Annotated in this window: 28 protein-coding genes and 2 tRNA genes; 14 read left to right on the top strand and 16 right to left on the bottom strand. The window is 56.2% G+C overall.

Annotated elements, in window-relative coordinates; genetic code table 11:
- The first annotated feature begins 1 nt into the window (after position 1).
- Both sufE and ldtE read left to right on the top strand, forming a co-directional pair.
- On the top strand, positions 2–418 hold the full coding sequence (sufE, locus tag ACTJI7_RS02445; protein WP_028012869.1) for a cysteine desulfuration protein SufE: 417 nt from the start codon (positions 2–4) through the stop codon (positions 416–418).
- 97 nt (positions 419–515) lie between these two features.
- Complete coding sequence (gene ldtE / locus ACTJI7_RS02440) at positions 516–1,529, top strand: L,D-transpeptidase LdtE (protein WP_028012870.1); 1,014 nt, start codon at positions 516–518, stop codon at positions 1,527–1,529.
- A gap of 60 nt (positions 1,530–1,589) precedes the next feature.
- Here ldtE and lpp read toward each other — a convergent pair whose 3' ends face one another.
- From lpp to ACTJI7_RS02415, 5 genes are all read right to left on the bottom strand, one after another.
- Complete coding sequence (lpp, locus tag ACTJI7_RS02435; protein ID WP_001082307.1) at positions 1,590–1,826, bottom strand: murein lipoprotein Lpp; 237 nt, start codon at positions 1,824–1,826, stop codon at positions 1,590–1,592.
- Between the two features lie 309 nt (positions 1,827–2,135).
- Positions 2,136–3,548 (bottom strand): pyruvate kinase PykF, encoded by a 1,413-nt coding sequence (pykF, locus tag ACTJI7_RS02430; RefSeq protein WP_014883536.1) that lies wholly within the window; start codon positions 3,546–3,548, stop codon positions 2,136–2,138.
- 7 nt (positions 3,549–3,555) lie between these two features.
- Positions 3,556–3,750: a protein YnhH gene (gene ynhH, locus ACTJI7_RS02425; RefSeq protein ID WP_418721936.1), complete on the bottom strand. Its 195-nt coding sequence runs from the start codon at positions 3,748–3,750 to the stop codon at positions 3,556–3,558.
- A gap of 175 nt (positions 3,751–3,925) precedes the next feature.
- Positions 3,926–5,071: a trans-sulfuration enzyme family protein gene (locus ACTJI7_RS02420; RefSeq protein ID WP_063153879.1), complete on the bottom strand. Its 1,146-nt coding sequence runs from the start codon at positions 5,069–5,071 to the stop codon at positions 3,926–3,928.
- 11 nt (positions 5,072–5,082) lie between these two features.
- The gene (locus ACTJI7_RS02415) at positions 5,083–6,453 is read right to left on the bottom strand and encodes a pyridoxal-phosphate dependent enzyme (protein ID WP_136486051.1); all 1,371 of its coding nucleotides are present in this window, start codon (positions 6,451–6,453) and stop codon (positions 5,083–5,085) included.
- 400 nt (positions 6,454–6,853) lie between these two features.
- On the opposite strand from ACTJI7_RS02415, the gene ACTJI7_RS02410 reads away from it, so the two are divergent.
- From ACTJI7_RS02410 to fumD, 4 genes are all read left to right on the top strand, one after another.
- On the top strand, positions 6,854–7,876 hold the full coding sequence (locus tag ACTJI7_RS02410; RefSeq protein WP_063153881.1) for a methionine ABC transporter ATP-binding protein: 1,023 nt from the start codon (positions 6,854–6,856) through the stop codon (positions 7,874–7,876).
- Positions 7,869–8,537 (top strand): methionine ABC transporter permease, encoded by a 669-nt coding sequence (locus ACTJI7_RS02405; protein WP_049138910.1) that lies wholly within the window; start codon positions 7,869–7,871, stop codon positions 8,535–8,537. Before ACTJI7_RS02410 ends, ACTJI7_RS02405 begins: the two co-directional genes overlap by 8 nt.
- Before the next feature lie 23 nt (positions 8,538–8,560).
- The gene (locus ACTJI7_RS02400; protein WP_028012875.1) at positions 8,561–9,373 is read left to right on the top strand and encodes a MetQ/NlpA family ABC transporter substrate-binding protein; all 813 of its coding nucleotides are present in this window, start codon (positions 8,561–8,563) and stop codon (positions 9,371–9,373) included.
- 110 nt (positions 9,374–9,483) lie between these two features.
- Complete coding sequence (fumD, locus tag ACTJI7_RS02395; protein ID WP_028012876.1) at positions 9,484–9,693, top strand: fumarate hydratase FumD; 210 nt, start codon at positions 9,484–9,486, stop codon at positions 9,691–9,693.
- On the opposite strand, the gene ACTJI7_RS02390 is transcribed toward fumD, so the two are convergent.
- Genes ACTJI7_RS02390 through ACTJI7_RS02375 form a run of 4 tightly spaced genes read right to left on the bottom strand, consistent with a single transcriptional unit; the run spans position 9,674 to position 12,738 of the window.
- Positions 9,674–10,360, bottom strand: coding sequence for an amino acid ABC transporter permease (locus tag ACTJI7_RS02390; RefSeq protein WP_063153882.1), 687 nt, complete (start codon positions 10,358–10,360; stop codon positions 9,674–9,676). The genes fumD and ACTJI7_RS02390 overlap by 20 nt on opposite strands.
- Positions 10,344–11,090: an amino acid ABC transporter permease gene (locus ACTJI7_RS02385; protein ID WP_063153883.1), complete on the bottom strand. Its 747-nt coding sequence runs from the start codon at positions 11,088–11,090 to the stop codon at positions 10,344–10,346. Before ACTJI7_RS02385 ends, ACTJI7_RS02390 begins: the two co-directional genes overlap by 17 nt.
- Complete coding sequence (locus ACTJI7_RS02380) at positions 11,090–11,905, bottom strand: amino acid ABC transporter ATP-binding protein (RefSeq protein ID WP_440669622.1); 816 nt, start codon at positions 11,903–11,905, stop codon at positions 11,090–11,092. The genes ACTJI7_RS02385 and ACTJI7_RS02380 overlap by 1 nt, the downstream gene beginning before the upstream one ends.
- 2 nt (positions 11,906–11,907) lie before the next feature.
- Positions 11,908–12,738 (bottom strand): ABC transporter substrate-binding protein, encoded by an 831-nt coding sequence (locus ACTJI7_RS02375; RefSeq protein WP_071993779.1) that lies wholly within the window; start codon positions 12,736–12,738, stop codon positions 11,908–11,910.
- 241 nt (positions 12,739–12,979) lie between these two features.
- On the opposite strand from ACTJI7_RS02375, the gene ACTJI7_RS02370 reads away from it, so the two are divergent.
- From ACTJI7_RS02370 to ACTJI7_RS02350, 5 genes are all read left to right on the top strand, one after another.
- Positions 12,980–13,147 carry a hypothetical protein gene (locus ACTJI7_RS02370; RefSeq protein WP_032644868.1) on the top strand — a complete coding sequence of 56 codons (168 nt, stop codon included), beginning with the start codon at positions 12,980–12,982 and terminating at the stop codon, positions 13,145–13,147.
- A 144-nt stretch (positions 13,148–13,291) separates the two neighbouring features.
- Complete coding sequence (locus ACTJI7_RS02365; RefSeq protein ID WP_063153885.1) at positions 13,292–14,698, top strand: DUF1996 domain-containing protein; 1,407 nt, start codon at positions 13,292–13,294, stop codon at positions 14,696–14,698.
- A gap of 91 nt (positions 14,699–14,789) precedes the next feature.
- Positions 14,790–16,100, top strand: coding sequence for a sensor histidine kinase (locus ACTJI7_RS02360; RefSeq protein ID WP_236299168.1), 1,311 nt, complete (start codon positions 14,790–14,792; stop codon positions 16,098–16,100).
- Entirely contained in the window at positions 16,093–16,704 is a 612-nt protein-coding gene (locus ACTJI7_RS02355; protein WP_063153887.1) for a response regulator transcription factor, read from the top strand. The genes ACTJI7_RS02360 and ACTJI7_RS02355 overlap by 8 nt, the downstream gene beginning before the upstream one ends.
- 90 nt (positions 16,705–16,794) lie before the next feature.
- The gene (locus ACTJI7_RS02350; protein WP_047368400.1) at positions 16,795–17,274 is read left to right on the top strand and encodes a GlcG/HbpS family heme-binding protein; all 480 of its coding nucleotides are present in this window, start codon (positions 16,795–16,797) and stop codon (positions 17,272–17,274) included.
- A gap of 36 nt (positions 17,275–17,310) precedes the next feature.
- Here the strand turns inward: ACTJI7_RS02350 and ACTJI7_RS02345 are convergent, their stop codons facing one another.
- Positions 17,311–17,451, bottom strand: coding sequence for a hypothetical protein (locus ACTJI7_RS02345; protein ID WP_003857665.1), 141 nt, complete (start codon positions 17,449–17,451; stop codon positions 17,311–17,313).
- 125 nt (positions 17,452–17,576) lie between these two features.
- Here ACTJI7_RS02345 and ACTJI7_RS02340 point away from each other — a divergent pair, with 125 nt between their 5' ends.
- Entirely contained in the window at positions 17,577–18,359 is a 783-nt protein-coding gene (locus ACTJI7_RS02340; protein WP_063153888.1) for an MBL fold metallo-hydrolase, read from the top strand.
- Between the two features lie 72 nt (positions 18,360–18,431).
- A complete protein-coding gene (locus ACTJI7_RS02335) occupies positions 18,432–19,067 on the top strand; it encodes a carbonic anhydrase (protein WP_028012884.1) in 636 nt (211 codons plus the stop codon).
- Positions 19,068–19,095: 28 nt separating this feature from the next.
- On the opposite strand, the gene ACTJI7_RS02330 is transcribed toward ACTJI7_RS02335, so the two are convergent.
- The 4 genes from ACTJI7_RS02330 to mdtK all read right to left on the bottom strand — a co-directional run bounded on the left by ACTJI7_RS02330 (position 19,096) and on the right by mdtK (position 22,494).
- Positions 19,096–20,691 (bottom strand): FAD-NAD(P)-binding protein, encoded by a 1,596-nt coding sequence (locus ACTJI7_RS02330; RefSeq protein WP_063153889.1) that lies wholly within the window; start codon positions 20,689–20,691, stop codon positions 19,096–19,098.
- A 118-nt stretch (positions 20,692–20,809) separates the two neighbouring features.
- Positions 20,810–20,886: transfer RNA gene (locus ACTJI7_RS02325), tRNA-Val, on the bottom strand.
- A gap of 4 nt (positions 20,887–20,890) precedes the next feature.
- Positions 20,891–20,967 (bottom strand) — tRNA-Val (locus ACTJI7_RS02320).
- Between the two features lie 153 nt (positions 20,968–21,120).
- Positions 21,121–22,494: an MdtK family multidrug efflux MATE transporter gene (mdtK, locus tag ACTJI7_RS02315; RefSeq protein WP_047368403.1), complete on the bottom strand. Its 1,374-nt coding sequence runs from the start codon at positions 22,492–22,494 to the stop codon at positions 21,121–21,123.
- Between the two features lie 225 nt (positions 22,495–22,719).
- Here mdtK and ACTJI7_RS02310 point away from each other — a divergent pair, with 225 nt between their 5' ends.
- Positions 22,720–23,361, top strand: coding sequence for a riboflavin synthase (locus tag ACTJI7_RS02310; RefSeq protein ID WP_028012887.1), 642 nt, complete (start codon positions 22,720–22,722; stop codon positions 23,359–23,361).
- 31 nt (positions 23,362–23,392) lie between these two features.
- Here ACTJI7_RS02310 and cfa read toward each other — a convergent pair whose 3' ends face one another.
- Both cfa and punC read right to left on the bottom strand, forming a co-directional pair.
- On the bottom strand, positions 23,393–24,541 hold the full coding sequence (cfa, locus tag ACTJI7_RS02305; protein ID WP_028012888.1) for a cyclopropane fatty acyl phospholipid synthase: 1,149 nt from the start codon (positions 24,539–24,541) through the stop codon (positions 23,393–23,395).
- Between the two features lie 297 nt (positions 24,542–24,838).
- A complete protein-coding gene (punC, locus tag ACTJI7_RS02300; RefSeq protein WP_047368404.1) occupies positions 24,839–26,029 on the bottom strand; it encodes a purine nucleoside transporter PunC in 1,191 nt (396 codons plus the stop codon).
- Positions 26,030–26,111: the final 82 nt, after the last annotated feature.

Here is a 26,111-nt window from a genome sequence, read left to right as displayed (position 1 = left end):
GATGGCAGAACTGCCGGACAGAGACAAATTGCTGCGCAACTTTGGACGCTGTGCAAACTGGGAAGAGAAGTACCTTTATATCATCGAGCTGGGGCAGCGTCTGCCTCCGCTCGGTGAAGAGGCGCATAACCCGGAAAACATTATTCAGGGCTGCCAGAGCCAGGTGTGGATTGTGATGGAGCAGTCTGACGACGGCACTATCGCCCTGCACGGCGACAGCGATGCGGCCATTGTAAAAGGGCTGATTGCGGTCGTCTTTATTCTTTACCACCGGATGTCGGCGCAGGATATCGTCGCGTTCGATGTCCGCCCGTGGTTTGAAAAAATGGCCCTGACCCAACACCTCACCCCGTCCCGCTCCCAGGGGCTGGAAGCGATGATTCGCGCCATTCGCGCCAAAGCTGCAATCCTTAGCTAGACTTACAGAACAGCATTCATTCTGTTTCGCGAGGTGGTTCCCGCCTCGCTGGTTTTTCAGCTTTCTGGCATCCTGCCAGTGAATAAGGAATCTCAGCATGAAGCGCGCGTCTCTAATAACTCTATTACTCCTCAGTTCGCTCGGTACGTTTAATTCGGCCCGCGCGATGGACTATCCGTTGCCGCCTGCAGGCAGCCGCCTGATTGGGCAAAATCAAACCTACACGATACAGGAAGGGGATAATAAGCTTCAGACTATCGCCCGTCGGTTTAATACGGCGGCGCAGGTGATCCTTGAAACGAACAATACCATTGCGCCAGTAAACCCGGCACCGGGTACCGTTATCACCATCCCGTCGCAGATGTTGCTGCCGGATACCCCGCGCGAAGGCATTGTGGTTAACCTGGCCGAGCTTCGGCTCTACTACTTCCCGCCGGGAGAAAATATTGTCCAGGTATTCCCGCTCGGCATCGGACAGCTGGGGCTGGAAACGCCGGTGAGCACCACCCGCGTCAGCCAAAAAATCCCTAATCCAACCTGGACGCCAACGGCGGGCATCAGAGCGCGTTCCCTGGCCCAGGGAATTAAATTGCCACCCGTCGTCCCGGCAGGGCCAAATAACCCGCTGGGGCGCTATGCGCTGCGTCTGGGAATTGGTAATGGGGAATATCTTATTCACGGTACCAGCGCGCCGGACAGCGTAGGTCTGCGCGTCAGTTCCGGCTGTATGCGAATGAACGCCCCGGATATTAAAGCCCTGTTTGAACAGGTGCGGGTCGGCACGCGGGTACAGATCATCAACGAGCCGGTGAAATTCTCGGTTGAGCCGGACGGTAAGCGCTATATTGAGGTCCACCGTCCGCTGGCGCAGGTGGAGGGCGAGAACCCGCAGATTTCGCCCATTACCCACTCGGCAGACTTTGCCACCTTTGTTTCTCAGGCCGGAAGCGATAAGGCGTTAATTGATAAAGCCCTGGCGCGCCGTGCCGGGATCCCGGTTGTCGTATCCGCGGGTAGCGGCCCGTCGGCCAGCAATAGCGTGTTGTCAGTGCAGAACAGCCGGGTGTCTGCTGCGGTAGCAGAAGAGGAAGGGGAAAAGGTAACGCAGTAGCAGTTTGACGCAGGCAAAAAAAATGGCGCACAATGTGCGCCATTTTATTAACAGGTACTATTACTTACGGTATTTAGTAGCCTGGTTGTCCAGACGCTGGTTAGCGCGAGCTGCGTCGTCTTTAGCAGCCTGAACGTCGGAACGCATTGCGTTCACGTCGTTGCTCAGCTGGTCAACTTTAGCGTTCAGAGTCTGAACGTCAGAAGACAGCTGATCGATTTTAGCGTTGCTGGAGCAACCAGCCAGCAGAGTAGAACCCAGGATTACCGCGCCCAGTACCAGTTTAGTACGATTCATTATTAATACCCTCTAGATTGAGTTAATCTCCATGTAGCGTTACAAGTATTACACAAACTTTTTTGGGTTGAGAATATTTTTTTGATGGGAATACGCCTATTTTTGATCGTTCGCTCAAAGAAGCATCGAATCAGTGCGTTTTGAGTAAAAAGCTATGTAAAAAAAGGCATTTTTCATCGGATTCATCTTAGATAAATCGCATTTAAATAGAAAAACCCGATTTGCTTTTTGAATGAATTTGGCTAATGCCGGGAATAAAAAAAGCGCCCATTGGGCGCTTTTTATCAAATTTAATTCGTTCGTGAATTATTACAGCACGTGAACGGAGGCAGTATTGGTTGTTCCGCTTGGTACCAGAGCACCAGAAACCATTACAACCACGTCGCCCTTCTGCGCCAGACCGCTTTCCAGAGCCATTGCTTTACCCTGAATGTAGAAATCGTCAGTAGAGGCGATCTCTTTGACCAGGTGCGCAACCACGCCTTTGCTCAGCACCAGCTGACGTGCGGTGGTTTCGTTGGTGGTCAGGGCCAGGATGGTGGCATCCGGGAAGTATTTACGCACTGCGCGCGCAGATTTACCGCCCTGGGTCGCAACAACAATCAGTGGCGCTTCCAGTTTCTCAGCGGTTTCTACCGCACCGCGGCATACTGCTTCAGTGATGCGCAGCTTGCGGCTGTCGTTGTTGAAGTCCAGACGGCTGGTCATTACGCGGTCAGTACGTTCGCAGATGGTCGCCATGATGCCGACCGCTTCCAGAGGGTATTTCCCTTTCGCGGATTCACCGGACAGCATTACTGCATCGGTACCGTCGAGGATGGCGTTCGCCACGTCGCCTGCTTCAGCGCGGGTAGGGCGTGGGTTTTTGATCATGGAGTCCAGCATCTGCGTGGCGGTGATAACCACTTTACGCGCGCGAACACATTTCTCGATCATCATCTTCTGCGCGAAGATCACTTCTTCAACCGGGATTTCAACGCCCAGGTCGCCACGAGCAACCATGATGCCGTCAGACGCTTCGAGGATTTCGTCGAAGTTGTTCAGGCCTTCCTGGTTTTCGATTTTGGAGATGATCTGGATCTTCTCGCCGCCGTGGGCTTTCAGGTGCTCACGAATTTCAACCACGTCGGAACGCTTACGGATGAAGGACGCCGCAACGAAATCAACGCCTTGTTCGCAGCCGAAGATCAGGTCCTGTTTGTCTTTCTCCGCCAGTGCTGGCAGCGCGATAGAAACGCCCGGCAGGTTAACGCCTTTGTTTTCGCCCAGGTCGCCGTTGTTCAGCACTTTACAGATAACTTTGTTACCTTCGATAGCGGTGACTTCCATACCGATCAGACCATCGTCGACCAGCACGGTGTTACCCACGGACAGATCGCTGGTGAAGCCTTCATAGGTGACCGCAACGATTTCGCTGTTACCAACAACGGATTTGTCGGTAGTGAAGGTGAAGGTCTGGCCCGCTTTCAGAGAGACGTCGTTACCGCCTTCCAGTTTGATGGTACGGATTTCCGGACCCTTGGTATCGAGCAGGATCGCCGCTTTTTTACCGGTCTTGCTCATCACGTTGCGCAAGTTCTGGATACGCTGACCGTGTTCTGCGTAGTCACCGTGGGAAAAGTTCAGACGCATCACGTTCATGCCGGCGTCCAGCATTTTGCTCAGCATCTCTTCGGATTCGGTTTTCGGGCCGATAGTACAAACAATTTTCGTCTTTTTCATGACAGTCTTAGTCTTTAAGTTGGGAAGGATATGGAAATCTCGCTCCGGGGGCGCACCGCCGCGGAGTCAAACCTGTGTTGCAAAAGAGTATATGACACGCACTAAGGATAGGAGACATCAAATGAGCGTGCAGAAGAAAGTGTGCCTGAGTGACAGCCCAACGAAGGAGAGGAGAAGTTGTACGTTGTTTTTTGTATTCCAAGCGCTGAAACCATTCACCAGGGATTTGGCGCGCATTATACGCTAATTTTAAGATAAAAGGAAAATGGAAACGGTGTTTCAGAATTAATCAATGCCGTTTCACATAATATTGTTATCAAGGCGTTAAGCCATGATGACAACTTTTGGCGGCAGGTGAGCGACCTGCCGCCGTTTTCTTATTTTTGCAGCGCCTGGCTGAGGTCGGCAATCAGGTCTTTTGGATCTTCAATGCCTACCGAGAGGCGGATCAGCTGCGGCACAATGCCGTTTGCCAGCCGTTGCTCCAGCGGAATCGAGGCGTGCGTCATGCTGTAAGGCTGGCTCACCAGGCTCTCCACGCCGCCCAGGCTTTCCGCGAGGGTGAACAGCTTCAGGTTGCGAATCACCTCGGTGGCGCGTTGCGCGTCACCTTTCACCACGACGGAAATCATCCCGCCCGGCAGGGCCATCTGAGTGCGGGCTAGCTGGTACTGCGGATGCGATTCCAGGCCGGGATAGAACACTTTTTCGACAAGAGGATGCTGCGCCAGCCATTGCGCAATCTCCAGCGCGTTGCTGCTGTGCTTTTCTACCCTCAGCGCAAGCGTGCGGATACCGCGCAGGGTCAGGAAGCTGCTGAACGGATCCAGGACGCCGCCCACCGCGTTTTGCAGATAGCCCAGCTTGTCCGCCAGTTCCTTGTTATCTCCGACAATCGCCAGCCCAGCCACCACGTCAGAGTGGCCGTTAAGGTATTTGGTGGCGGAGTGCACCACGATATCGAAACCGGACGCCAGCGGGCGGTGGATCACCGGCGATGCGAAGGTGTTATCCGCCACGCTGATGACGTTATGACGACGGGCGATCGCCGCAATGGTCGCCAGATCCGCCAGCTTCAGCAGCGGGTTGGTCGGCGTTTCGACCCACACCATGCGGGTCTCCGGGCGAATGGCGGCCTCAAGTCCGGCTAAGTCGTCCGGCTTAACCCAACTGACCTGCAAGCCCGTACTGCGTTTGCGCACGTTTTCAATCAGGCGATACGTCCCGCCGTAAACGTCATCAATGGCGACGATATGGCTGTCTTTATCCAGCAGCTCGAGCACCGTGGAGATGGCCGCCAGACCGGAAGCAAAGGCGTAGCCGCGCGTGCCGCCCTCCAGTTCGGCAATCGCCGTTTCCAGCGCATGGCGCGTTGGGTTGCCGCTGCGGGAATACTCATAGCCGGTATGCTCGCCGGGTGACGGTTGCGCAAACGTCGACGTGGCGTAAATCGGCGGCATGACGGCGCCGTGCGGGTCGTTGAATGCGCCGCTGTGGACGCTCAGGGTTGCCAGGTTTTTCATCGTTTAATCCTTTATTGCTGTAGACGATTGCGCCACGCGGTCAGGACGTCGCTGCGCGTAATCAGGCCGAGAAAACGGTCATTGTCGTTAATGACGGCCACCAGACCGCGGTCGAAGATGGCGTGCAGGGCACTCTCCGGGGCACGTTTATCGAGAAATTCCACCTGTCGGGTCATGGCCGCCGTGACCGGCAGGGCAAAGCGGTCGCCGTCGCCGCCGATATGCCGCAGCAGATCCCACTCGTCGATAATGCCCACCACCTTGCCGTTCTCCAGAACCGGCAACTGAGAGATGTCATACAGGCGCATGCGTGCCAGTACGGTGGAAAGCGTATCGTCCGGCGCGGCGGTGACGGTAGCGCCTTCATCATGGCGCAGGGCAATGTAGTCGGAGAGATCGCCCGCCTGAGGGCGCGTGATAAGCCCCTGCTGGCGCATCCAGTCGTCGTTAAACATCTTCGAGAGATACTTATTGCCGCTGTCGCAGGCGAAGGTCACCACGCGTTTCGCCACGGTCTGCGCCTGGCAATACTTCAGCGCCGCCGCCAGCAGCGTGCCGCTGGAGGAGCCCGCCAGAATGCCTTCCGTCTTCAGCAGCTCGCGCGCGGTGGCGAAGGCTTCGCGGTCGGTGATGCGCCAGGCGCGATTCACCCCTTCAATGTGGGCCAGCGGCGGAATAAAGTCTTCGCCAATGCCTTCGACCAGCCAGGAGCCCGCGTCGTGGTAGCGTCCGGTTTCCACCTGGTCGGCCAGCACCGACCCGGCGGGGTCAGCCAGGACAAACTCCGTGTGCGGAGAGTGCTCGGCGAACCACGCCTGCAGGCCACCGAGCGTACCACCTGAGCCGACGCCGACCACGATGGCGTCAATCTTGCCGTCAAGCTGTTCATAGAGTTCCGGTGCCGTGGTGGTGCGGTGCGCCAGCGGGTTGGCCACGTTATTAAACTGGTCGATGTAAAACGCGCCGGGCAGCTCGTTGGCCAGACGCCGGGCGTAATCCTGGTAATAGGCGGGGTGGCCTTTATTCACGTCCGAGCGGGTTAGCACCACCTGGGCACCCAGCGCGCGCAGGTGGAAAATCTTCTCGCGGCTCATTTTGTCAGGCACTACGAGGATCAGCGAGTAGCCTTTCTGGGCGGCGATCAGCGCCAGGCCGAGGCCGGTATTGCCCGCCGTGGCCTCAATAATCGTGCCGCCCGGCTGCAGCTGGCCGGTACGCTCCGCTTCGTTAATCATCGACAGCGCAACGCGATCCTTAATCGAACCGCCGGGGTTCTGGTTCTCCAGCTTGAGAAACAGTGAGCAGGGACCGGTATCAAGCTTATGCAGCTGGATCAGCGGCGTGCGGCCAATCAGTTCGGTGACAGAGTGGTAAATCGTCATGATGTTTTCCTTTCGGTATGTCATGACGGGATGATAGGGCGGTGAAATTTTCTCAATAAAGAACCATTCACTGCCGTTTAGAACAGAAAGGAATATAAATACCGTTTTTGGATGTCAGGACAGCAAGACGTAAAGTTGTCTGGATGTGGGGATGGCTATACCGGCATAAAATGCTGAAAAAATGACCGCTTTTACGGAAGGTAAGCCAGCATATATGCGTATCGTAGATAATCATTGCTGAAATTGGTCTAAATGCTTCCCACCCGGTAAATCCGCTGTTTATTTCCGAAAGTTATAACACATTCTTTTTTGTTCATTTAAAAGCTGATAACGCCTGTTTACTATCTTTTGGACATCCATACTGCTAAACCGCCAAGGGCGGCACGGATAACGAATAAGAATGATTGTACTGAGCAATATTTCGAAGGTTTTTGACAACGGAAAGGTGGCACTCACAGCCGTTGATAACGTCAATTTGACGATAGCACAGGGACAAATATACGGAATTATCGGTTACAGCGGCGCCGGGAAAAGCACGCTGATTCGCCTGCTGAACGGTCTGGAGAAACCCAGCGCCGGGAGCGTCACCATTAACGGGCAGGATATCTCCGCCGCAAAAGGTGAAGCACTGCGTCAGGCGCGTCTGAAGATCAGCATGGTGTTTCAGCACTTCAACCTGCTGTGGTCGCGCACGGTGAGTGAGAACATTGCTTTCTCTATGCAAATTGCCGGTGTGCCAAAAGCGAAGATTAAGGCGCGCGTCGCCGAACTGGTGGAGCTGGTTGGCCTGAAGGGACGCGAAAATGCGTATCCGTCGCAGCTGAGCGGCGGGCAAAAGCAGCGCGTGGGGATTGCGCGCGCGCTGGCCAACAACCCCGACGTGCTGCTCTGCGATGAGGCTACGTCCGCGCTCGACCCGCAGACCACCGATCAGATCCTCGATCTGCTGCTGGACATTAACCGCCGCTTCAAGCTCACCATCGTGCTGATCACGCACGAGATGCACGTGGTGCGCAAAATCTGCGACCGCGTGGCGGTGATGGAGAACGGCAAAGTGGTGGAAGAGGGCGACGTGCTGAGCGTCTTTACCCATCCACAGCAGCCGATTACGCAGCAGTTTGTCCGCCAGGTGAGCCAGTACGCCGAGGAAGAGACCTTCAATACCGAACTGGCAAGCGATCTGGAAGGCACGGTGATCAGGCTGACCTTTACCGGACACAGCACGCACAAGCCGATTGTCGGGGAACTCACCCTGCGCTACGGCCTGCCGTTTAACATTCTGCACGGAAAAATGACGCAGACCGCCCACGGTGTTTTCGGGCAGCTCTGGGTCCACGTGGCGGCATCCGATGAACAACTGAACAATATCCTCGCCGACCTGCAGCACAGCGATATTGAAGGCGAGGTAATTAAACATGTTTGAGAATCTCTTTCCGCATCTCAAGTGGGATCAGCTCTGGGCTGCAACGCTGGAGACGCTGTACATGACCGCGCTGTCCGGCGTGGCGACCTTTGTGCTGGGCATCGTGCTGGGCCTGGCGCTGTTTTTAACCGCGCGCGGTGGCTTGTTCCACAACCGCACGGTCTACAGCGTCATTTCGATAGTGGTGAACGTGTTCCGCTCTATTCCGTTCATCATTCTCATCGTTCTGCTGATCCCGTTCACCAAGACCGTCGTCGGCACCATCCTTGGCGCTAACGCGGCGCTGCCGGCCCTGATTGTCGGTGCCGCGCCGTTCTATGCGCGTCTGGTGGAGATCGCCCTGCGCGAAGTGGACAAAGGGGTCATTGAAGCAACGCGCTCGATGGGCGCACGACTGAGCACGCTCGTGTTTCGGGTTTTACTGCCGGAATCATCACCTGCACTGGTATCAGGTATTACGGTGACGCTGATTGCGCTGGTGAGCTACAGCGCCATGGCGGGGGTGATTGGCGCCGGTGGTTTGGGAAATCTGGCTTATCTGGAAGGATTCCAGCGCAACCATGGTGACGTCACGCTGGTGGCAACGGTGACCATTTTAATCATCGTTTTCATTATCCAGTTCTGCGGCGATGTCATTACTTCACTGTTAGATAAACGCTAATAAATACACACAGGAAACACATCATGAAAAAGACACTGACACTGATCGCCGCCGCAACCCTGAGCGCCCTGAGCTTCGCCTCCTGGGCCGACACCCTGACCGTGGGCGCATCCAACACGCCGCACGCCGAAATTCTGGAGCAGGCCAAGCCGATTCTGGCGAAGCAGGGTATCGACCTGGAGATTAAACCGTTCCAGGACTACATTCTGCCGAACACTGCGCTGGCGGGTCATGACATCGACGCGAACTATTTCCAGCACATTCCTTACCTGAACAGCGTGCTGAAAGATCATGCTGGCGATAAAGACTACGATTTTGTCAGTGCGGGCGCGATCCACATTGAGCCAATCGGCATCTACTCAAAAAAATACAAATCCCTGAAGGACCTGCCGGAAGGCGGCAAGATCATCATGCGTGATGCGGTTTCCGAGGAAGGCCGTATTCTCTCCATCTTCGAAAAAGAGGGCGTGATCAAGCTGAAGCCGGGCATCGACAAAGTGACGGCGCGCATCAGCGATATCGTTGAGAACCCGAAAAAACTGAAGTTCACGCCGAACGTGGAAGCGTCCCTGCTGCCGCAGATGTACAACAACGACGAAGGCGACGCGGTGGTGATTAACGCCAACTATGCGATAGACGCCGGTCTGGATCCGGTTCACGACCCGATTGCGGTAGAGAGCGGTGAAAACAACCCGTACGCCAACATCATTACCGTGCATCGCGGCGACGAGAAAAAGAAAGACATCGTCGCGCTGGTGAACGTGCTGCACTCCAAAGAGATTCAGGACTGGATCCGCACCAAATACAAAGGCGCGGTCATTCCAGTAAACAACTAATTATTTGATTTTCCAGATGAAGCCCGGCGAGATCCTCGCCGGGCTTCTTTTTTGTATCCGGCGGGAGAATCATTTAAGCTCAACGTTTAACAGGCAATGGAGTGATGACGATGGGTAACGTGACCAAAGATGAAGCGCTGTACCAGGAGATGTGCCGGGTGGTCGGAAAGGTGGTGCTGGAGATGCGTGATTTAGGGCAGGAGCCGAAGCATATTGTCATTGCGGGCGTGCTGCGCACGGCGCTGGCGAACCAGCGCATCAAGCGCAGCGCACTGACAACCGAAGCGATGGAAACGGTGGTTAAGGCGCTGGCCGGCTAACGCGCCAGCGTTTCGCGACCTGTTCAAGCGAGCAGCAGAGCAGGTAATAGACCGCACCCGTAAAGATAAAGATGGCCGCCGGGTAGATTTGCACCCGGTTGTTGACCTGTCCCGCCACCGTGGTTAGCTCCGGGACGTTGACGATGAATGCCAGCGACGTATCCTTCAGCAGGCTGATAAAAATTCCCACCAGCGACGGCAAAATATTTCTCAGCGTCTGCGGCAGCAGCACGCGCCACAGGGTTTGCTGCGTGCTGAACCCCTGAGACAGCGCGGCCTCGTTTTGACCCGCTGGGAGCGCCCTGAGCCCGGCAAAAACCGAATGCATCACCGATGCCGCCGTAAACCAGGCCAGCGCCAGCGTCACGGTCAGCGCCCCCGGCAGATCCCCGCCGGTGATCAGCGGCAACAGGTACCACATCCAGAAAATCACAAAAATCAGGGGAATACCGCGAATCAACTCCGCCCACAGAAAAAGCCCCCTGCGCACCAGCCCAGGATAGCGCCAGGCGAGGCACGCCAGCGCCACGCCGCCGGGAAGCGCAAGCAGGACGGCCCCTGCGGCCATCAGCAGCGAAAGCAGTACGCCGCCGGGTTCACCCGCTGCCGTTCGTCCCCACAGCAGATAATCCAGGTTTTCGACAATAACGTTAAATCCTGCAACCATCTTTTTTCCTCCCTGAATGCGGACCGACGCGCACCAGTACCATCCCCATGACAATGCCGGTAAGCAAATAGAGCACCGTACCGACGATAAACGCCTCCATGGCGTGGGCGTTGTAACTTTCAATCTGCCGGACCTGGTAGGTTAGCTCAGCGAAGCCAATCCCGCTGGCGAGCGAGGAGAGCTTCATCAAGTTGAGGTACTGGCCGACAACGGGCTGCCAGGCGTTGGCGAGCCCCTGCGGCAGAAGGATGTAGCGAAATAAACGCCACGAGGAGAACCCTTGCGCCAGCGCCGCTTCCTGCTGTCCGGCAGGAACAGAACGCAGTCCCGATGCCGCTTCCTCAATTAAAAATGCCGAGGTAAAGACGCCCAACCCCCAGGCAGAACATAAAAACTCAGGGGTAAACCACCAGACGTCGCCGGGCAGAATTGACCAGTTGTGATCCGCATTCACCGCGTCTCGAAAGCCCTGCGGTAACCCGTTCCAGGCGGCGAAATACCAGAACAGCAGCTGCACCAACAGCGGCGTATTGCGAAACAGCGATACCCAGCCGTTGACGACCGCATTCCCGATGCGTCCACCGGAAAGACGCAGGAGCAAAAAGGTCAGTGCAAGCAGGCTGGCGATCAGGCCCCCCGCCAGCGTCACCCACAGGGTGGTGAGAAAACCGGAGAGTATCCACTGCAGAGGCTGTCCGGCCAGCACGCCCTGCCAGTCGAGGGCGGGCATCAGAGGTGCTCCTGGTGCAGCGGGTTCAGCACTTTTTGCAGGAAACGCTGCGCCCGGGGATGCGACGGTTGACGGAAAAATTGCCCCGGCGGCGAGGTTTCAAGAATCTGCCCGCCGTCGATAAAGACAATCCGGTCGGCAATTTCCCGGGCGAACTGCATCTCATGAGTCACGACAATCATGGTGATCCCGCTATGGGCAAGGGCTTTCATGACGAATAACACTTCGCCAATCATCTCCGGATCGAGCGCCGACGTCGGCTCGTCGAAGAGGATGATCTGCGGCGATGAGGCCAGGGCGCGGGCAATCGCCACGCGCTGCTGCTGGCCGCCGGAAAGCTCAGCGGGGAAGTGGTGAGCCTTTTCCTGCATTCCGACCTTCTCCAGCAGCGCCAGCGCGCGCTCCTGAGCTGGCTGCGGCTTCCAGCCGCGCACATGCTCCAGCGCCAGGGTGATGTTCTGGCTGGCGGTGAGGTGGGCATACAGATTGAACTGCTGAAACACAAATCCAACGCGGCTGCGCAGCTGACGCAGCCTGCTGCCGGAAAGCTGCCCGGTCGGCTTGCTGTCGACCAGGATTTCCCCGCCGCTCAGGGTTTCAAGCTGATTGATAAGACGGATCAGCGTTGATTTACCCGAACCGGAAGGGCCGAGAATAGCAACCACTTCACCGGGCGTGATGGTGAGGTTAATGTCGCGTAAAACCTGATGGTCGCCGTAGCGTTTGTCCACGTGACGAAACTCAACACTGGCCTGTTCCAGATGTGAAAAATCCGCGGCAACGGCCGCGGAGTGGGAAAATAAACCTGAGAGCATAATTACCTGGCTTCTATTTTAAAGGCGCGAGGCTGTGGAGCGGGCGTGTTTGGGCCAAACCAGACGTCATAGATTTTTGCCGCCTGACCGTTCTTCTCGAGATTAACCAGCTCATCATTGACTGCTTTCAGCAGCGCCGTTTCACCTTTCTTCACCCCGACGCCAATTTCTTCTTTACTGAGCAGATCGGGCAGGATTTTGAAGTTCGCTTTATCCGGGGCCTGTGCCAGCAGGCCTGCAAGAATTGTGCTGTCCTGGGTAATGGCCTGCACGTTGCCGTTGCGCAGCGCCGTCAGCGCCAGAGGAATGTCGTCATAAGCCAGCACGCGGGACTGCGGGAAACGCTGGTGGAGCGCCTGTTCACCCGTGGTGCCTTTGACCGCGCCAATGCGCGCCCGGCTGTATTCATCCAGCTTATCGGGCGATTTGGCGGGAACCAGGAACTGTTGTCCGGTCACGAAATAGGGGGTGGAGAAATCAATCACCTGCGCGCGTTCCGGGGTGATGGTGATATCCGCTACGATCAGGTCTGCTTTACCGGACTGAAGCAGCGGAATGCGGTTGGCCGGATTGGTGGCAACCAGTTCAAGCTTCACGCCGAGTGATTTTGCCAGTGCTTTGGCAAAGTCCACGTCGTAACCCACGATCTCGTGCGTTTTTGCATCAATTGAGCCAAACGGTGGGTTGGCGTCAAACGTGGCGACTTTCACCACCCCCGCGGCCTTAATATCCTCCAGCCGATCGGCCAGCGCCTGCGCTGAAAACAGGCTCCCGGCGGCCAGTAATCCCAGAACTGCCGTCCCTTTTTTAAACCTTTTCATCTTTGCTGCCATAGTCATCGTTCGTCCCGTTGTTTTTGTTTTGCACCGTTACGCTCCCATAAGCAAAAGCTATCGCCAAATAAGAAATTGTTCTTTGCTCTATACAAAAAAGCATTAGTGAACAGTATGTTACCGGCAGGTAAATGTAAGGAGCTATTTGCACATCCTGCACATCGACTGCCGGAATTGATATTTCCGCGGCCAGGAAACGCGTGCTTAACTCAGGGCTGGTGAAGCGAGAGGGGTAAAGGCAATGAAAAAATGGATCGGCACGCTACGGCGGTTTTTTGCGACCCGGCCAGCGAATGCGGAGAACAGCGCGCAGCGTGTTCTGGAGTCAATACTGCCTGTTGCCAGCCTGTATGGCGTGGACGTCGCTAACATCGACCCGGAGTGGTTCCATGATAAAACGTCACGCTGAACTTCGCCGCACGCGCGAAACGTACTGGAATGAGCTGTGCGTGATCCGTGTAAAGCAGGGATGAACGGAAAAATACGCGGGCAAATCCTCGGTAAACCCTGGCCGTTTTGATACCAATATCTCCTTTCTCAGAAGGAGATGATAATGAAACGGACAGTATTAATCCCGGCACTTTCTGCCACCGCACTACTGATTGCCATGCAGGCGGCGCACGCTGCGCCACAGGCGCACGTCGTCTGCGGTTACTCCCACACGCTCGGCGACGATGCCATTATGATGCACGGCATGCCCAACGAGGCCATGCTGCACGATTTTTTTGGCAACGTGCAAACTGATGCCTTCTCCAGCCGTGAATCGCTGCGTAAAGATGAAAAGACCACCTGCGATAACAAAGCAGACAGCTCGGCCTACTGGGCACCCTCTCTGAAATTGCCTGACGGAACGGTGGTCAAACCCGCCTATCAAAAAACCTATTATCAGGCATCGAACGTCGACGCCTGGCCGCTGCACCCGTTCCCGGCGGGGCTGTCGCTGCTGGCGGGCGATCATCACGGCACCGCGCCGAATCCACATATCACCTTCCTGTGCGCTAACGGCAAGGGCTACACCACCAAAACGGGTGAGGTCTGCGGCTTACGCAAGGCGAACGATGCCGTGCAGTTTAATATTGGCATTCAGTTTCCGAACTGCTGGGACGGGGTAAATCTTAAGCCCGCTCACGGTCTGGCCAACGCCACCTACGACACCAAAGGGCAGTGCCCGTCCGACTTCCCGGTGAAAATTCCCACCGTGAACATGAACATTGCGTACGTGCTCCCGACGATTAGCTCGCTTGATACCAGCAAAGCGCAGCTTTCTCTCGACCCCATCATGCACGGCAACGAGCGTGAAGAGCGGTGGGGGAGCCTGTATACGGCGCATGCTGATTTTATGAACGGCTGGACGGAAGACGCCGCGCGCTTTATGACCGACCTGTGCATGAACCGCGGTCTGGACTGCGGCACCACCGTTCCGTATGGTTATTCAAAAGCGAAGGCCAGCGTCTGGCTCAGCAGCCTGGAGCCCGCGCTTACCCAGCCAGAGCCCCAGGTCCTGCTGGTGCAGGATAACTGGCAGAACGGCGGGCGCACCAAAAACAGCGAAACGCTGTCGCTGGTGAAGTTTCACATTCCCCCGCTGCCTGCCGGACAGGATCCTTCGCAGTTTAAATACCGCGTGCGGATTTATGGCGGGAAAGTGGAAACCAACGGCGCGGATCAAATTTTCTTCTATCCGGCAAGCAACGACTGGGATCCGGCCAGCGTGAGCTGGCAGTCGCGGCCAGCCTGTAACTACCGCTCGGATGCGGTGCTTTACCTTAACCACTCCCGCGAATACCGGATGGTGGACGTAGATAAAGCGGTGCGCAAGGCGCTGGCAGAAGGGAAAACCGAGATTTCGTGGTACATCGGCGGCGATCGTCAGGGAAATCACTACCAGTTTGAGACGGCGTCTTCCCCGCAAAGCCTGATCCTGATGCTGACCGGCTTTAGCAAAACGCCGGAGGTCTGATTACGCCCGCGTTTTTTTGTTCTCATCAACGTTAACTGGTAATGTCGACAGCCTGAATGACGGGCCAGTTAACGCGATGAGCATAAAAAAGATGATAAAGCGCAGCATCGCTGCGTGGGTGGTGGTCTGCCTGATAAGCGGCGTGCTGCTGTATGCGGAACAGATACGCCGCCAGTTCTGGGAGCGCGATCGCGAGTTTACGGCGCTGTATTCGGGGATCGGCGCCGTGCTGACGCAAAACGAGTCGGTACTTCCGCTTCTGACCGGCGATGAAGACCTCACCGCGTTACGCAAAAAATTCCCCCACATTAAGGCTCTGGAAAAAACCACCGGTCGCGCGCTGGACGCCGCCCGCGTGGAGCCTTTTCGCGGCGTTCAGTACTGGTTATACAACCCGTGGCGGCAGATCCGCATCCTGATCGACTTAAGCGCGCTGCTTGCGCCGATCCATAGCTTTGCAGAGCTGCATCTGAACCTTTCGAATGACGATCGTCCGCGGTCAACGGGCACTTTCTGGCACTGGCAGCGCACCTTCCCGCAGCATACTCAGCCCTTTATTCTCACTGCCGCGGCAGATCCGGACTGGTTCAGGGTCTCCTGGCTGGCGTATCCGCTGCTGTTTCTGACATGGGGGATAGTGATTGGGGGCGCGGGAACCGTGCTCTGGCAGCGCAAACAGCGCCAGCAGGCTGAGCAGCGTGCGCTCTATTATCAGCACGCCAGGCTTAACACGCTGGGAGAGATCACCGCGGGCATCGTCCATGAAATCAACCAGCCGCTGACCGCCGTGCAAACCTGGATCCAGGGGGCGCAGCGACAGCTGCAGGATAATCCGCAGGCCGTGTCGCAGGCGCTCGCGGCCGCGCTGCTGCAAACGCAGCGTATCAGCGCCTTGCTGACCCGGTTTCGCGAGCATGTGGTACAGGAAAAGGTGACCCTGCGCGAAACCGATCTGGTACAGTGCTGGCAGCAGGTGGAGAATTTACTGGAGCACGAGCGTAAATCCCGGCGTATCGCGGTTATTCATGCGTTTGCTGTGGATGCTACGACCGTAATGGCGGACCGACTCTGGCTGGAGCAGATCCTGCATAATCTGCTCAGCAATGCGATTCAGGCGCAGCAGGAGAGCGCGGACGGCTGGGTGCGAATCGACAGTCAGAAAAATGAGAAGGGCATTCTGGTTACCCTGACCGACGGCGGGCCCGGGTTTAGCCCGGATGCCCTGCAGAACGCATTTATGCCATTCTTTAGCGGACGCCCCGGCGGAATTGGGCTGGGAATGACGTTAACGGAAACGCTGATGACGCGCATGAACGGCTCGATCGCCCTGGACAATGCCCCGCAGGGTGGGGCGCAGATCCGCTTGCAGCTGGCAGCAGGAAAGGAGTTAAAACATGGATAAGGTGGTCTGGCTCATTGATGACGACGAGTCCATCAGAGAATCCCTGTCGTTTTTACTGTCGGGGATGGGCTGGCAGGTTAAGACGTTTGCGAGCGTCGAGGCTTTTACTCAGGCGCAGAGCGGTGAATCGTCGCTTGTCGGCTGTCTGCTGCTGGATATGCGCATGCCGGGTAAAGGCGGGCTGGCGTGGCTGGAAGAGGGCGAATGGCCGTGGCCGCTGCTGCCGGTCGTTGTCATGACCGGACACGGAACGATCGACGCCTGCCGTCGCGCGTTTCGCAACGGCGTATTTGAGTTTTTCACCAAGCCGTTAGACGCCGATAAGCTCATCGAAACGGTTGGGCTGGCCTTTGAGGAGAGCCAGCGACGGTCTGCCACCTGGCAGGATATTTCGCAGATCAAAGCACGCTTTGAACAGCTAACCGCGCGGGAGCACGAGGTACTGACCGTACTGATGGAAGGGTGCAGTAATAAAGAGGTGGCAGCACGCCTGAATCTTTCCCCGAGAACCGTGGAAGCGCACCGTGCGGCGGCGTTTGCCAAGCTCGGCGTCACCAGTCTGGTACAGGCGAGCCGGGCGTACGATAAATTGCAATCCGTATAACTACCAGGTGGAGTGCGTAATCAACCGAATTACGTTTCATCGCGCCGTTAAGTAACCTCCGGGATGTCTAACAACACGCGAGGAAGTGCGATGAAAAAAGTCATGATGGTTGCGGCACTGGTCGCAGGTAGCGTAAGCCTGGCCGCACAGGCCGAGACGTTGACCCAAAAAAATCTCTCTCTGACGCAGGCTAACGCACTGGCAACATCCGCCATTCAGTCCTGTGCAGCGAAAAATTACCAGGTCGCGGTCACGGTGGTTGACCGTGCGGGCGTGGTAAAAGCGGTGCAGCGTATGGATAACGCCGGTCCTCACACGGTTAAAGCCAGCGAAATGAAAGCGTTTACGGCGCTCAGCGCAAAGAATGCGTCAGGCAAAGTGATGGAAGCGGCGCAGAGCAATGCGGGCGCACAGAACATGCGTGATATTCCTGGCTACCTGCTGCTGGCAGGTGGTCTGCCGGTAAAAGAAGGCGATGAGGTGATTGGGGCGATCGGCATCGGCGGCGCGCCGGGCGGTCATCTTGATGAAGCCTGCGCTCAGGCGGCCATTGACGGGCTGAAAAAGTAATATAAAAAAAGCACCGGTTTACCGGTGCTTTTTTTATCAAATCTTGCAGGCATCACCGCAGTCGTCGTCGGCAACAATCGCCTGCGCTTTTTTATCCGCGTCGTCCAGACGTTCCGCGTTACGCTCTTCCGCTTCATCCAGACCGTTAAAAACTAAGTTATCGAGATCAATTTCCATGTTGCACCTGCTCTGTTCGGTTTTTGATACTGGCACAGTATAGGGTAAAAAACATCGGCAATGTACCTCGCAGCACATAAGGATAATCCCTGCCATACTCAGTGCTTTATCACCGAGGAGCGCTCATGATTACACTCTGTAAAACCTGCGGTACCTCCTATGATGGAAAGCCGGAGAGATGTCCGATTTGCGAGGATGAACGCCAGTATGTCCCGGTCAGCGGTCAGGCGTGGATTGATTACGCGACGGTGACGGCCACGCACGTGAGTAAATGGCAGCAGCTGGAGCCCGCGCTGTTCAGTATCAAAACGGTTCCCGCTTTTGCGATTAACCAGAGGGCGCTGCTTCTGCGCACCCCGCACGGCAATATTCTTTGGGACTGCATTGCCAACCTTGACCCGGCAACCCAAACGCTCATCACCGCGCTCGGTGGCCTTCACGCCATTGCGATTTCGCATCCGCACTATTACACCACGATGCAGGAGTGGGCCGCGGCTTTCGATGCGCCAGTCTACCTGCACGCCAGCGACCGCGAATGGGTGATGCGCAACAGCCCGGCGATTCATTTCTGGGAGGGGGAGGCGCTGGAGATTTGGCCGTCCGTCACGTTGCTACGTCTCGGCGGCCATTTTGCGGGCGGAACGGTGCTGCACTGGCAGGAGGGCGAGGGCGTTTTGCTGGCGGGGGATATTTTGCAGGTCACCCCGGGGAAAGATGCGGTGTCTTTTATGTGGAGCTACCCGAATATGCTCCCGCTGCCTGCCCGTACGGTTGAGGACGTTACCCGGCGCCTGGCGGGAAAATCATTCGCTCGTCTTTACGGCGCGTTCGAAGGGCAAAACATCCCGGCGAACGCCGACAACATTGTGCAGCGGTCGGGCCAGAAATATATTGCTTGTCTCAGGTAAAGTACGGTGGGTAAACTTTACGAGTGTGATCGCGATCATACCTAAACGAAAACAGATAAAAGAGAAATTGCTATGCAACATATCATTGAAGGTTTTCTCAGCTTTCAAAAAGAGATTTTCCCGCAACGTAAAGAGCTCTTTCGCAGTTTAGCGTCCAGCCAGAATCCCAAAGCGCTGTTCATCTCCTGCTCCGACAGCCGTCTGGTTCCTGAACTGGTCACCCAGCAAGAGCCGGGACAGCTTTTTGTCATTCGTAATGCTGGCAACATTGTCCCGCCTTTCGGGCCGGAGCCGGGCGGCGTATCTGCAACTATCGAGTACGCGGTGGTGGCGCTGGGCGTGACGGATATCGTGATCTGCGGCCACTCCAACTGCGGCGCGATGAAGGCGATTGCCGATAACGCCAACCTGGAGCCAATGCCAGCCGTATCGCACTGGCTGCGCTATTCCGACGCGGCGAAAGCCGTGGTAGAGAAGAAAAGCTGGGACAAGCCTATCGATAAAGTGAATGCGATGGTGCAGGAGAACGTGTTTGCGCAGTTGAGCAACATCAAGACCCATCCGTCCGTCGCGGTGGGCCTGCGTAATAACTCGCTTCGTCTGCACGGTTGGGTGTATGACATTGAAAGCGGCAAAATCCTTGCCCTGGATAAGAACACCAAAACGTTCGTATCGCTGTCGGAAAACCCGGAGGTCTTCTTCGAGTAATCACCGATAGCAGGGCATGGAAGCCCTGTCAGCTCTCCACGTACGGTAACCGACGCCGTCTCCCCGAGGCAGGTTTTTCAGCCGCCTTCGCCATCGCCTCTGCAATCTCCGCACACTCCGCCAGCCCCTGAACGAAGGGACTATCGTGCATCAGCCACGGTATCGCACCGAAAGCAATGCGCCCGCGAACCGTTTCAGGCGCTTTAAGCGTGTAATCCTCGCCAACGTCGGGTATCTCGTCGCCCGTCTCTGCCAGCTGTTTACGCAGCGTCGGGAAAGGCAAGTCCTTTGTTTTGAGCGGCTTTTGTCCGCGCGCGTCAATAAACACGTCGAAACGATAAACGCTCTCTTTGGTGGTAATTACCGTCCGATCGCTGCCGGCATCGAGCGTGTAATCATCGCCGAGCGCCGCCACGCTAATGATGCCGGCCTCGCGAAGCGCAAGCAGCCTGCGGATAGACTGCGGCGGAATGGCGGCATAGTTGTCGATAAACACGCGGGCGAGGCCCTGCTTAAAGCGCTCTCTGTCCTCTTCGTTGAGGTGGGGCACAATCTCCTGAACCACCTCATGCAGTCGAAGGACGGTATAGCGCCAGGCCACGGTGCGCCGTTCGCGTTTGTTGCGTTCAACCTCACTGAGGTTCTCTTCCGCCCAGGTAAAGGGCCCGTGCCGTTTACGGTCCTCAAACCATGCCTCACGAAGGCTGTCGGCATCCTGGTTACGCAGAGAAATTTTCTCGCACCACGCCGGGTCAGCGAGCTCGAGCTCTTTCACCATCAGGGAAAATATGCGGTCAAGCAGGCCGTCCGATCCTTTGGCTATCTCGTGTTCAACCATGAATTCGGTCAATACCGACAGCGGTTCGTATGGGATTGGACAGTAAAAATCGGCTTCCGGCAGAATGCCCGTGCGGGACATCAGCGTAATGTTTAACCCTTCGCTGCCCTTGTCGAGGAGGAATTTACCGTCACGAAACTCACCGTGCTGCATTACCACCGCCATAGCCGCGTCCAGACCGCTCAACGACGTTCCCATAATGCCCACGCGGCAAGGGGGAATGCTGGCGTCCATCAACCCCGACCACGGGCTGGGGAAGAACGTGCGCGTGGCTTCCTCCTCATCTGGCCAGACGTGGCCGGTGGCGATAACCGCCAGGTCGAACCGATCGGGCAAAGTGGTGTCGTTGACGGAAAGCGTTACGCCGGTTGTCGAGGGGATGATGTCCGTTACCTTCGCGGATTCATGGACCGTAACCTGGAACCCCAGCTTTTTTGCCTCTTTCACGATTGAACGCAAGCTGTCGCGAAAATACTCTCCCAACAGGAGTCTGGGCAGGAACTGCCGGTCATGCAGGCTGGCTTTATCAACCTTAAAGCGCGCCAGATGGGCGTCGCTCTGTTCCTTGAGCCAGTCGAGGTAGGTCATAAAAATGGGCGGGATTTCTATGCTCGCAATGTTCGCCAGCATCAGCCGGGAATTATCGTCGTCGTTATAGGGCATGCCCACGCCGGCTTCATCGGCCTGTTCGAAGACGGATACGGAGAGCGGGGTGCTGTTATTAAGCAGATGATAAAAGGTGTAAATCCCTGTAGGGCCGGAGCCGATAATCGCGATATTCTTCATTGACGCGCTTCCTGTATTTATTCCATAAGAAAAGCGTAGCAGGAGAATAATGATGAAAATAAGCGATTAAGAAAATTCAGGGTAAAAGGAGAGAATTTGCACCATTTCAGGACTGAAATGGTGCGTCCGAGTGGACTCGAACCACCGACCCCCACCATGTCAAGGTGGTGCTCTAACCAACTGAGCTACGGACGCAGAATGGTGCGTTCAATTGGACTCGAACCAACGACCCCCACCATGTCAAGGTGGTGCTCTAACCAACTGAGCTATGAACGCAACGTGTTGTCGGTGACAACGGGGACGAATATTAGCGGCACAGCATCAAGGAGGCAAGAGGGAAAACGCATTTTTCTCTCTGATTTCACGCGATTGCTTCATTACCGCGCAAAGTGAAGAGAAAGTAGCCGCCAGCTGGCGGCTACTGCGTAGTTAACGCGCAGCGCGCTGCAAAATTACCGTTGACGGCTGGCGCTGCAGGAAGCGCATGCGCATCATCATCATGATCGCCGCCGACGTCAGTCCGATGATAAAGCCCATCCAGAATCCGGCTGGCCCCATGCGATCAACGACCAGATCGGTCAGCGCCAACACGTAGCCAGTAGGCAGACCCAGCACCCAGTAGGCGATAAAGGTAATAAAGAAGATCGAACGCGTGTCTTTATAGCCGCGCAATACGCCGCTGCCAATCACCTGAATGGAGTCAGAAATCTGGTAAATCGCGGCCAGCAGCATCAGGTGCGATGCCAGCGTGACGACCTCCGGATTATCGTTATAGAGCAGGGCAATTTGCTCGCGCAGCGCCACGGTAAAAAGCGCCGTGCAAATGGCCATGCAGACGCCAACGCCTAATCCGGTGCGCGCGGCGGTTTGCGCATCAAGCGTCGAGCCTTGCCCCAGGCGGAAGCCCACGCGGATCGTCACTGCCGCGGCCAGCGACATGGGCAGAACAAACATCAGAGAGCTGAAGTTGAGCGCAATCTGGTGCCCGGCGACGTCCACAATGCCCAGCGGGGAGACCAGCAGGGCGACCACGGCAAACAGGGTCACCTCAAAGAACAGCGCAAGGGCAATCGGCAGCCCCAGCTGCACCAGGCGCGTCATGATGTTCCAGTCCGGCGTGCTGAATCTGTTCTCGTTACGAATATCGCGCATGGAGCGGGCGCGCTTCACAAAGGTAAGCATCGAGAAGAACATGACCCAGTAAACGGCGGCCGTCGCCACCCCGCAGCCGACGCCGCCCAGCTCCGGCATGCCGAAATGGCCGTAGATAAAGATGTAGTTCACCGGAATATTCACCAGCAGGCCGATAAAGCCCATCACCATGCCGGGCTTGGTTTTCGCCAGCCCTTCACACTGGTTACGGGCGACCTGGAAAAAGAGGTAGCCGGGCGCACCCCAGAGCAGGGCGCGCAGATAGCCCACGGCTTTGTCTGCCAGCGCCGGGTCAATGTTATGCATGGCGCGGATGATATGACCCGCGTTCCAGAGCACGATCATAATCAGCACGGAGACAAACCCTGCCAGCCAGAAACCCTGGCGGACCTGATGGGCAATACGCTCGCGACGACCCGAGCCATTAAGCTGAGCGATAACCGGGGTGAGGGCGAGCAGCAGACCGTGGCCGAACAGGATGGCCGGCAGCCAGATTGACGTGCCGATAGCAACGGCCGCCATATCGGTGGCGCTGTAGCCACCCGCCATTACCGTATCCACAAATCCCATTGCGGTCTGGGCCACCTGCGCGACGATCACTGGTATAGCCAGTGCCAATAGCTGGCGCGCTTCATTCATGTACTTCTGCACGTGAACACCTTTATTTTGTAGTTATATGAGAGACTAAAAAAGCCGCCGAAACGGGCAGCAAGAAGAAAATGCAGGGGGGTGCCAGCTATTGTAGCGGGCTTTAGCTATTTATCTAGTGAAAAAATCGCCAGAAAATGCGCTCCGCTGGCAACCTGTTTTTCCAACTGTTATTGTGGTGGGATTAAACGGTGTCACCACCGTCCGGAAAAAACAGGAGTTGTAAGCATGTTTACTGGTATTGTGCAGGGCACCGCCAAAGTGGTGTCCATTGATGAAAAACCTAATTTTCGTACTCATGTTGTAGAGCTGCCGGAATATATGCTCGACGGCATCGAAACCGGCGCCTCGGTTGCCCATAACGGCTGCTGCCTGACCGTCACCGAAATTAATGGCAACCAGATTAGCTTTGATTTAATGAAAGAGACGCTGCGTATTACCAACCTGGGCGAGCTGGTGGTGGGGGACACCGTCAACGTTGAGCGCGCGGCGAAGTTCAGCGACGAGATTGGCGGCCATCTGATGTCCGGGCACATCATGACCACCGCCGAAGTGGCGAAAATCGTTACATCAGAAAATAACCGTCAAATCTGGTTTAAAGTGCAGGACCCGTCATTAATGAAATACATCCTCTATAAAGGGTTTATTGGCATTGATGGGATTAGTCTGACGGTGGGAGAAGTTACTCCGACGCGTTTTTGCGTGCATTTAATTCCCGAGACGCTGCAGCGCACCACGCTGGGTTCGAAAAAACTGGGGCATCGCGTGAATATCGAAATCGATCCGCAAACCCAGGCGGTTGTAGATACCGTTGAGCGCGTGCTGGCCGCAAAAGAAGCCGCAATAATTAAAGCTGTAGAAGAAGAATAAAAAATAACCCCGGCTGGCCGGGGTTATTTTTCTAGCGTGCGACCCGCAAGCCGTGTTCAATCCCACGGCTAAAAACAACCTGCCAGAGCTGAATATCTCGCGCGCGAAACGCTCCCGCGCAGGCATTCAGATAATAGCTAAACATCCGCTTGAATCGTTCAGAATAGTTGTCCGCAATTTCAGGCCAGGCTTCCTGAAAACGTGCATGCCACGCCATTAACGTGGTGTCGTAATCCGCGCCGAAGTTATGCCAGTCTTCCATCACGAAATGGGATTCGCTGGCGTTGGCAATCTGGCGTACGGACGGTAAACAGCCATTCGGAAAGATGTATTTGTTGATCCACGGGTCAACGTTATTGTCGGTCCGCTTAGAGCCGATGGTGTGCAGCAGGAAAATACCGTCCGGTTTCAGATTACGGTCCACCACCTCGAAATAGGTGTCGTAATTTTTCGGCCCGACGTGCTCGAACATGCCCACGGAAACGACCCGGTCAAACTGTTCGTTCAGGTCCCGGTAATCCTGCAGGCGGATATCCACATCAAGCCCCAGGCAGCGCTCCTGCGCCATTTTTTGCTGTTCAGCGGAAATGGTGACGCCGACCACGCTGACGCCGTAGTGCTTCGCCATAAAATACGCCAGCCCGCCCCAGCCGCAGCCGATATCCAGCACGCGCATACCGGGCTGCAACTGCAATTTCTCGCTAATCAGGCGCAGCTTGGCCTGCTGAGCCTCTTCAAGCGTCGACGCCTCTTTCCAGTAGGCGCAGGAGTATTGCATGAAGGGGTCCAGCATGCGGCTGAACAGATCGTTGCCGAGATCGTAATGCTCTTTGCCGACGATCCAGGCACGCTTTTTACTTTGCAGGTTAAAGAGACGGGCAGAGGCGACACGCAGGGTGTCTTTAAGATTACGGGGGAGCTGTTTTTCCAGACCAGCACGCAGCACGCTGGCGAAAAAAGTATCCAGCCGTTCGCATTCCCACCAGCCGTCCATATAGCTTTCCCCCAGGCCTAGCGACCCCTCGCGCAACACGCGTTTAAAAAAATCGGGATGTTTAACCTGAGGATCCGATGGGGATGATCCGTTGATAGTGATGCCTGCCCGACCTAACAGTTCACTGACGATCCGGGACCAGTTATCGTCCGGAACGCTGACTTCTTCTATACACGATGAACTCATAGCTTCTCCATCACCCTACTGTGATCAGAACCTTAAAACAGCGTAGACGCTTTTTTGGTTTGTGAGAAATCTCACGGTAAATACCGCGAGGCTAGTATCCGACGTAGAACAGAGGAAGGGAGATAACCCTTGCCGAAATGCCTTCCATGGTAAAACGGGAGCACTCCGGCTCCCGTTAACACATAATATTTATCGTATTTAATCGAACCAAATTTAGTATAGGCCTCAAAATTTGGTGATTCAATAGAAAATTCTTAGCAACCTAATCACTGAAAATTAACATAGTTTCTGGCGCGATTAGGCATGCGAGGTTTCTACCTGCGTGCTCTCATCCTGAGCGGAAGCCTGCATGCGATAGCCTATGACGGCCAGCGCAACGGTAGCCAGCATCACGCTGGTTGTCGTCAGCAGCGGCGTGGCGATCAGCGCGGAGACCACCAGGCTTGCCAGGAAGCACAGCCCCAGCTGCAGGGTGTTCTGCAGCGCAGCCGCGCGGCCTGTCGCCTGCGGGAACGGACGCAGCGCCTGCGCCACAACGATAGGGTAGATCGCCCCGTTCGCTATGGCCATCACGCAGAATGGAATCAATATTTCGGCCAGACCCGCGCCCGGAATAAACCCTACGGCCCAGGTGCCGATGACGCTCAGCGCATAGAGCACCAGCAGCCACGGCAACATCTGCTGGCCTTCCCATTTTTGCAGCGCCGCGCGACAGCCGTACCCGCCCACCAGGAACGCGATGGTCTGCGGAACGTAGCTCAGGCCAATGGCCGCCGGGCTATAGCCCATATCGTGCAGAATAAACGGCGAGCCGGTCAGCCACGCGAAGAAGCTCGCCGAGCAGGCGGCATAGATCAGAACGTTGCCGCGATACGCTTTCGCGCTCAGCAGGGAGGTGAAGGTAATCGGCTTCGCGTCTGCGTGCGCCTCTTTTTTATGCGCGGGCTTGAGGGCGAACGCCGGCAGCATCAGCACCAGCGTAATGGCAAACAGCGTGGCAAAGATGGCCTGCCAGTCAAAGTGCGCGAGGATCCAGCTTCCCAGCAGCGGGGCGAGGGCCGGTGAGAGCCCTACCAGCGGCATGATGGTGGCGAAAATACGGTTAGTGCGGTTCGCCGGATAGTAATCGGTGACCAGCGCCTGCCAGGTCACGGCCGCGGCACAGACGCCGACCGCCTGAACAAACCGCAGCACCAGCAGCCAGGTGGCATCGCGCACCCATAGCATCCCCAGGCAGCCCACGGCAAAAATGGCCAGCCCCAGCAGCAGCACCGGTTTACGCCCAAAGCGATCCGAAAGCGGTCCCCAGAGCAGCTGCGCGAAGGCAAAACCGGCCAGGAACAGGCTCAGGCTGGCGCTGATGGCGGCAGCAGGGGTTTGCAAATCTTCCTGCATGGCGGCAAACGCCGGCAGGTACATATCGGTGGCCAAAAAGCCCAGCACGCTTAAGCCGCCGAGCCAGACTAAAAAACCTTTCCTGGGTTGCACTGTTTTATTCTCCTGAGGAGGCAGGTATACGTTGGCGCTGAGTGTAGGGAGTGCAAAGCCGCTTGTGAAACGCTAATATTTG

The sequence above is a fragment of the Enterobacter sp. 22499 genome, assembly GCF_052044815.1.
In the GTDB taxonomy this organism is placed as follows: domain Bacteria; phylum Pseudomonadota; class Gammaproteobacteria; order Enterobacterales; family Enterobacteriaceae; genus Enterobacter; species Enterobacter bugandensis.
This window is presented reverse-complemented; position numbering and strand designations above follow the sequence as displayed.

Coding starts and splice junctions, on each gene's coding strand:
- sufE (WP_028012869.1), top strand. CDS start 2: ATGGCAGAACTGCCGGACAGAGACAAATTGCTGCGCAACTTTGGACGC.
- ldtE (WP_028012870.1), top strand. CDS start 516: ATGAAGCGCGCGTCTCTAATAACTCTATTACTCCTCAGTTCGCTCGGT.
- lpp (WP_001082307.1), bottom strand. CDS start 1,826: ATGAATCGTACTAAACTGGTACTGGGCGCGGTAATCCTGGGTTCTACT.
- pykF (WP_014883536.1), bottom strand. CDS start 3,548: ATGAAAAAGACGAAAATTGTTTGTACTATCGGCCCGAAAACCGAATCC.
- ACTJI7_RS02420 (WP_063153879.1), bottom strand. CDS start 5,071: ATGAAAAACCTGGCAACCCTGAGCGTCCACAGCGGCGCATTCAACGAC.
- ACTJI7_RS02415 (WP_136486051.1), bottom strand. CDS start 6,453: ATGACGATTTACCACTCTGTCACCGAACTGATTGGCCGCACGCCGCTG.
- ACTJI7_RS02410 (WP_063153881.1), top strand. CDS start 6,854: ATGATTGTACTGAGCAATATTTCGAAGGTTTTTGACAACGGAAAGGTG.
- ACTJI7_RS02405 (WP_049138910.1), top strand. CDS start 7,869: ATGTTTGAGAATCTCTTTCCGCATCTCAAGTGGGATCAGCTCTGGGCT.
- ACTJI7_RS02400 (WP_028012875.1), top strand. CDS start 8,561: ATGAAAAAGACACTGACACTGATCGCCGCCGCAACCCTGAGCGCCCTG.
- fumD (WP_028012876.1), top strand. CDS start 9,484: ATGGGTAACGTGACCAAAGATGAAGCGCTGTACCAGGAGATGTGCCGG.
- ACTJI7_RS02390 (WP_063153882.1), bottom strand. CDS start 10,360: ATGGTTGCAGGATTTAACGTTATTGTCGAAAACCTGGATTATCTGCTG.
- ACTJI7_RS02385 (WP_063153883.1), bottom strand. CDS start 11,090: ATGCCCGCCCTCGACTGGCAGGGCGTGCTGGCCGGACAGCCTCTGCAG.
- ACTJI7_RS02380 (WP_440669622.1), bottom strand. CDS start 11,905: ATGCTCTCAGGTTTATTTTCCCACTCCGCGGCCGTTGCCGCGGATTTT.
- ACTJI7_RS02375 (WP_071993779.1), bottom strand. CDS start 12,738: ATGGCAGCAAAGATGAAAAGGTTTAAAAAAGGGACGGCAGTTCTGGGA.
- ACTJI7_RS02370 (WP_032644868.1), top strand. CDS start 12,980: ATGAAAAAATGGATCGGCACGCTACGGCGGTTTTTTGCGACCCGGCCA.
- ACTJI7_RS02365 (WP_063153885.1), top strand. CDS start 13,292: ATGAAACGGACAGTATTAATCCCGGCACTTTCTGCCACCGCACTACTG.
- ACTJI7_RS02360 (WP_236299168.1), top strand. CDS start 14,790: ATGATAAAGCGCAGCATCGCTGCGTGGGTGGTGGTCTGCCTGATAAGC.
- ACTJI7_RS02355 (WP_063153887.1), top strand. CDS start 16,093: ATGGATAAGGTGGTCTGGCTCATTGATGACGACGAGTCCATCAGAGAA.
- ACTJI7_RS02350 (WP_047368400.1), top strand. CDS start 16,795: ATGAAAAAAGTCATGATGGTTGCGGCACTGGTCGCAGGTAGCGTAAGC.
- ACTJI7_RS02345 (WP_003857665.1), bottom strand. CDS start 17,451: ATGGAAATTGATCTCGATAACTTAGTTTTTAACGGTCTGGATGAAGCG.
- ACTJI7_RS02340 (WP_063153888.1), top strand. CDS start 17,577: ATGATTACACTCTGTAAAACCTGCGGTACCTCCTATGATGGAAAGCCG.
- ACTJI7_RS02335 (WP_028012884.1), top strand. CDS start 18,432: ATGCAACATATCATTGAAGGTTTTCTCAGCTTTCAAAAAGAGATTTTC.
- ACTJI7_RS02330 (WP_063153889.1), bottom strand. CDS start 20,691: ATGAAGAATATCGCGATTATCGGCTCCGGCCCTACAGGGATTTACACC.
- ACTJI7_RS02310 (WP_028012887.1), top strand. CDS start 22,720: ATGTTTACTGGTATTGTGCAGGGCACCGCCAAAGTGGTGTCCATTGAT.
- cfa (WP_028012888.1), bottom strand. CDS start 24,541: ATGAGTTCATCGTGTATAGAAGAAGTCAGCGTTCCGGACGATAACTGG.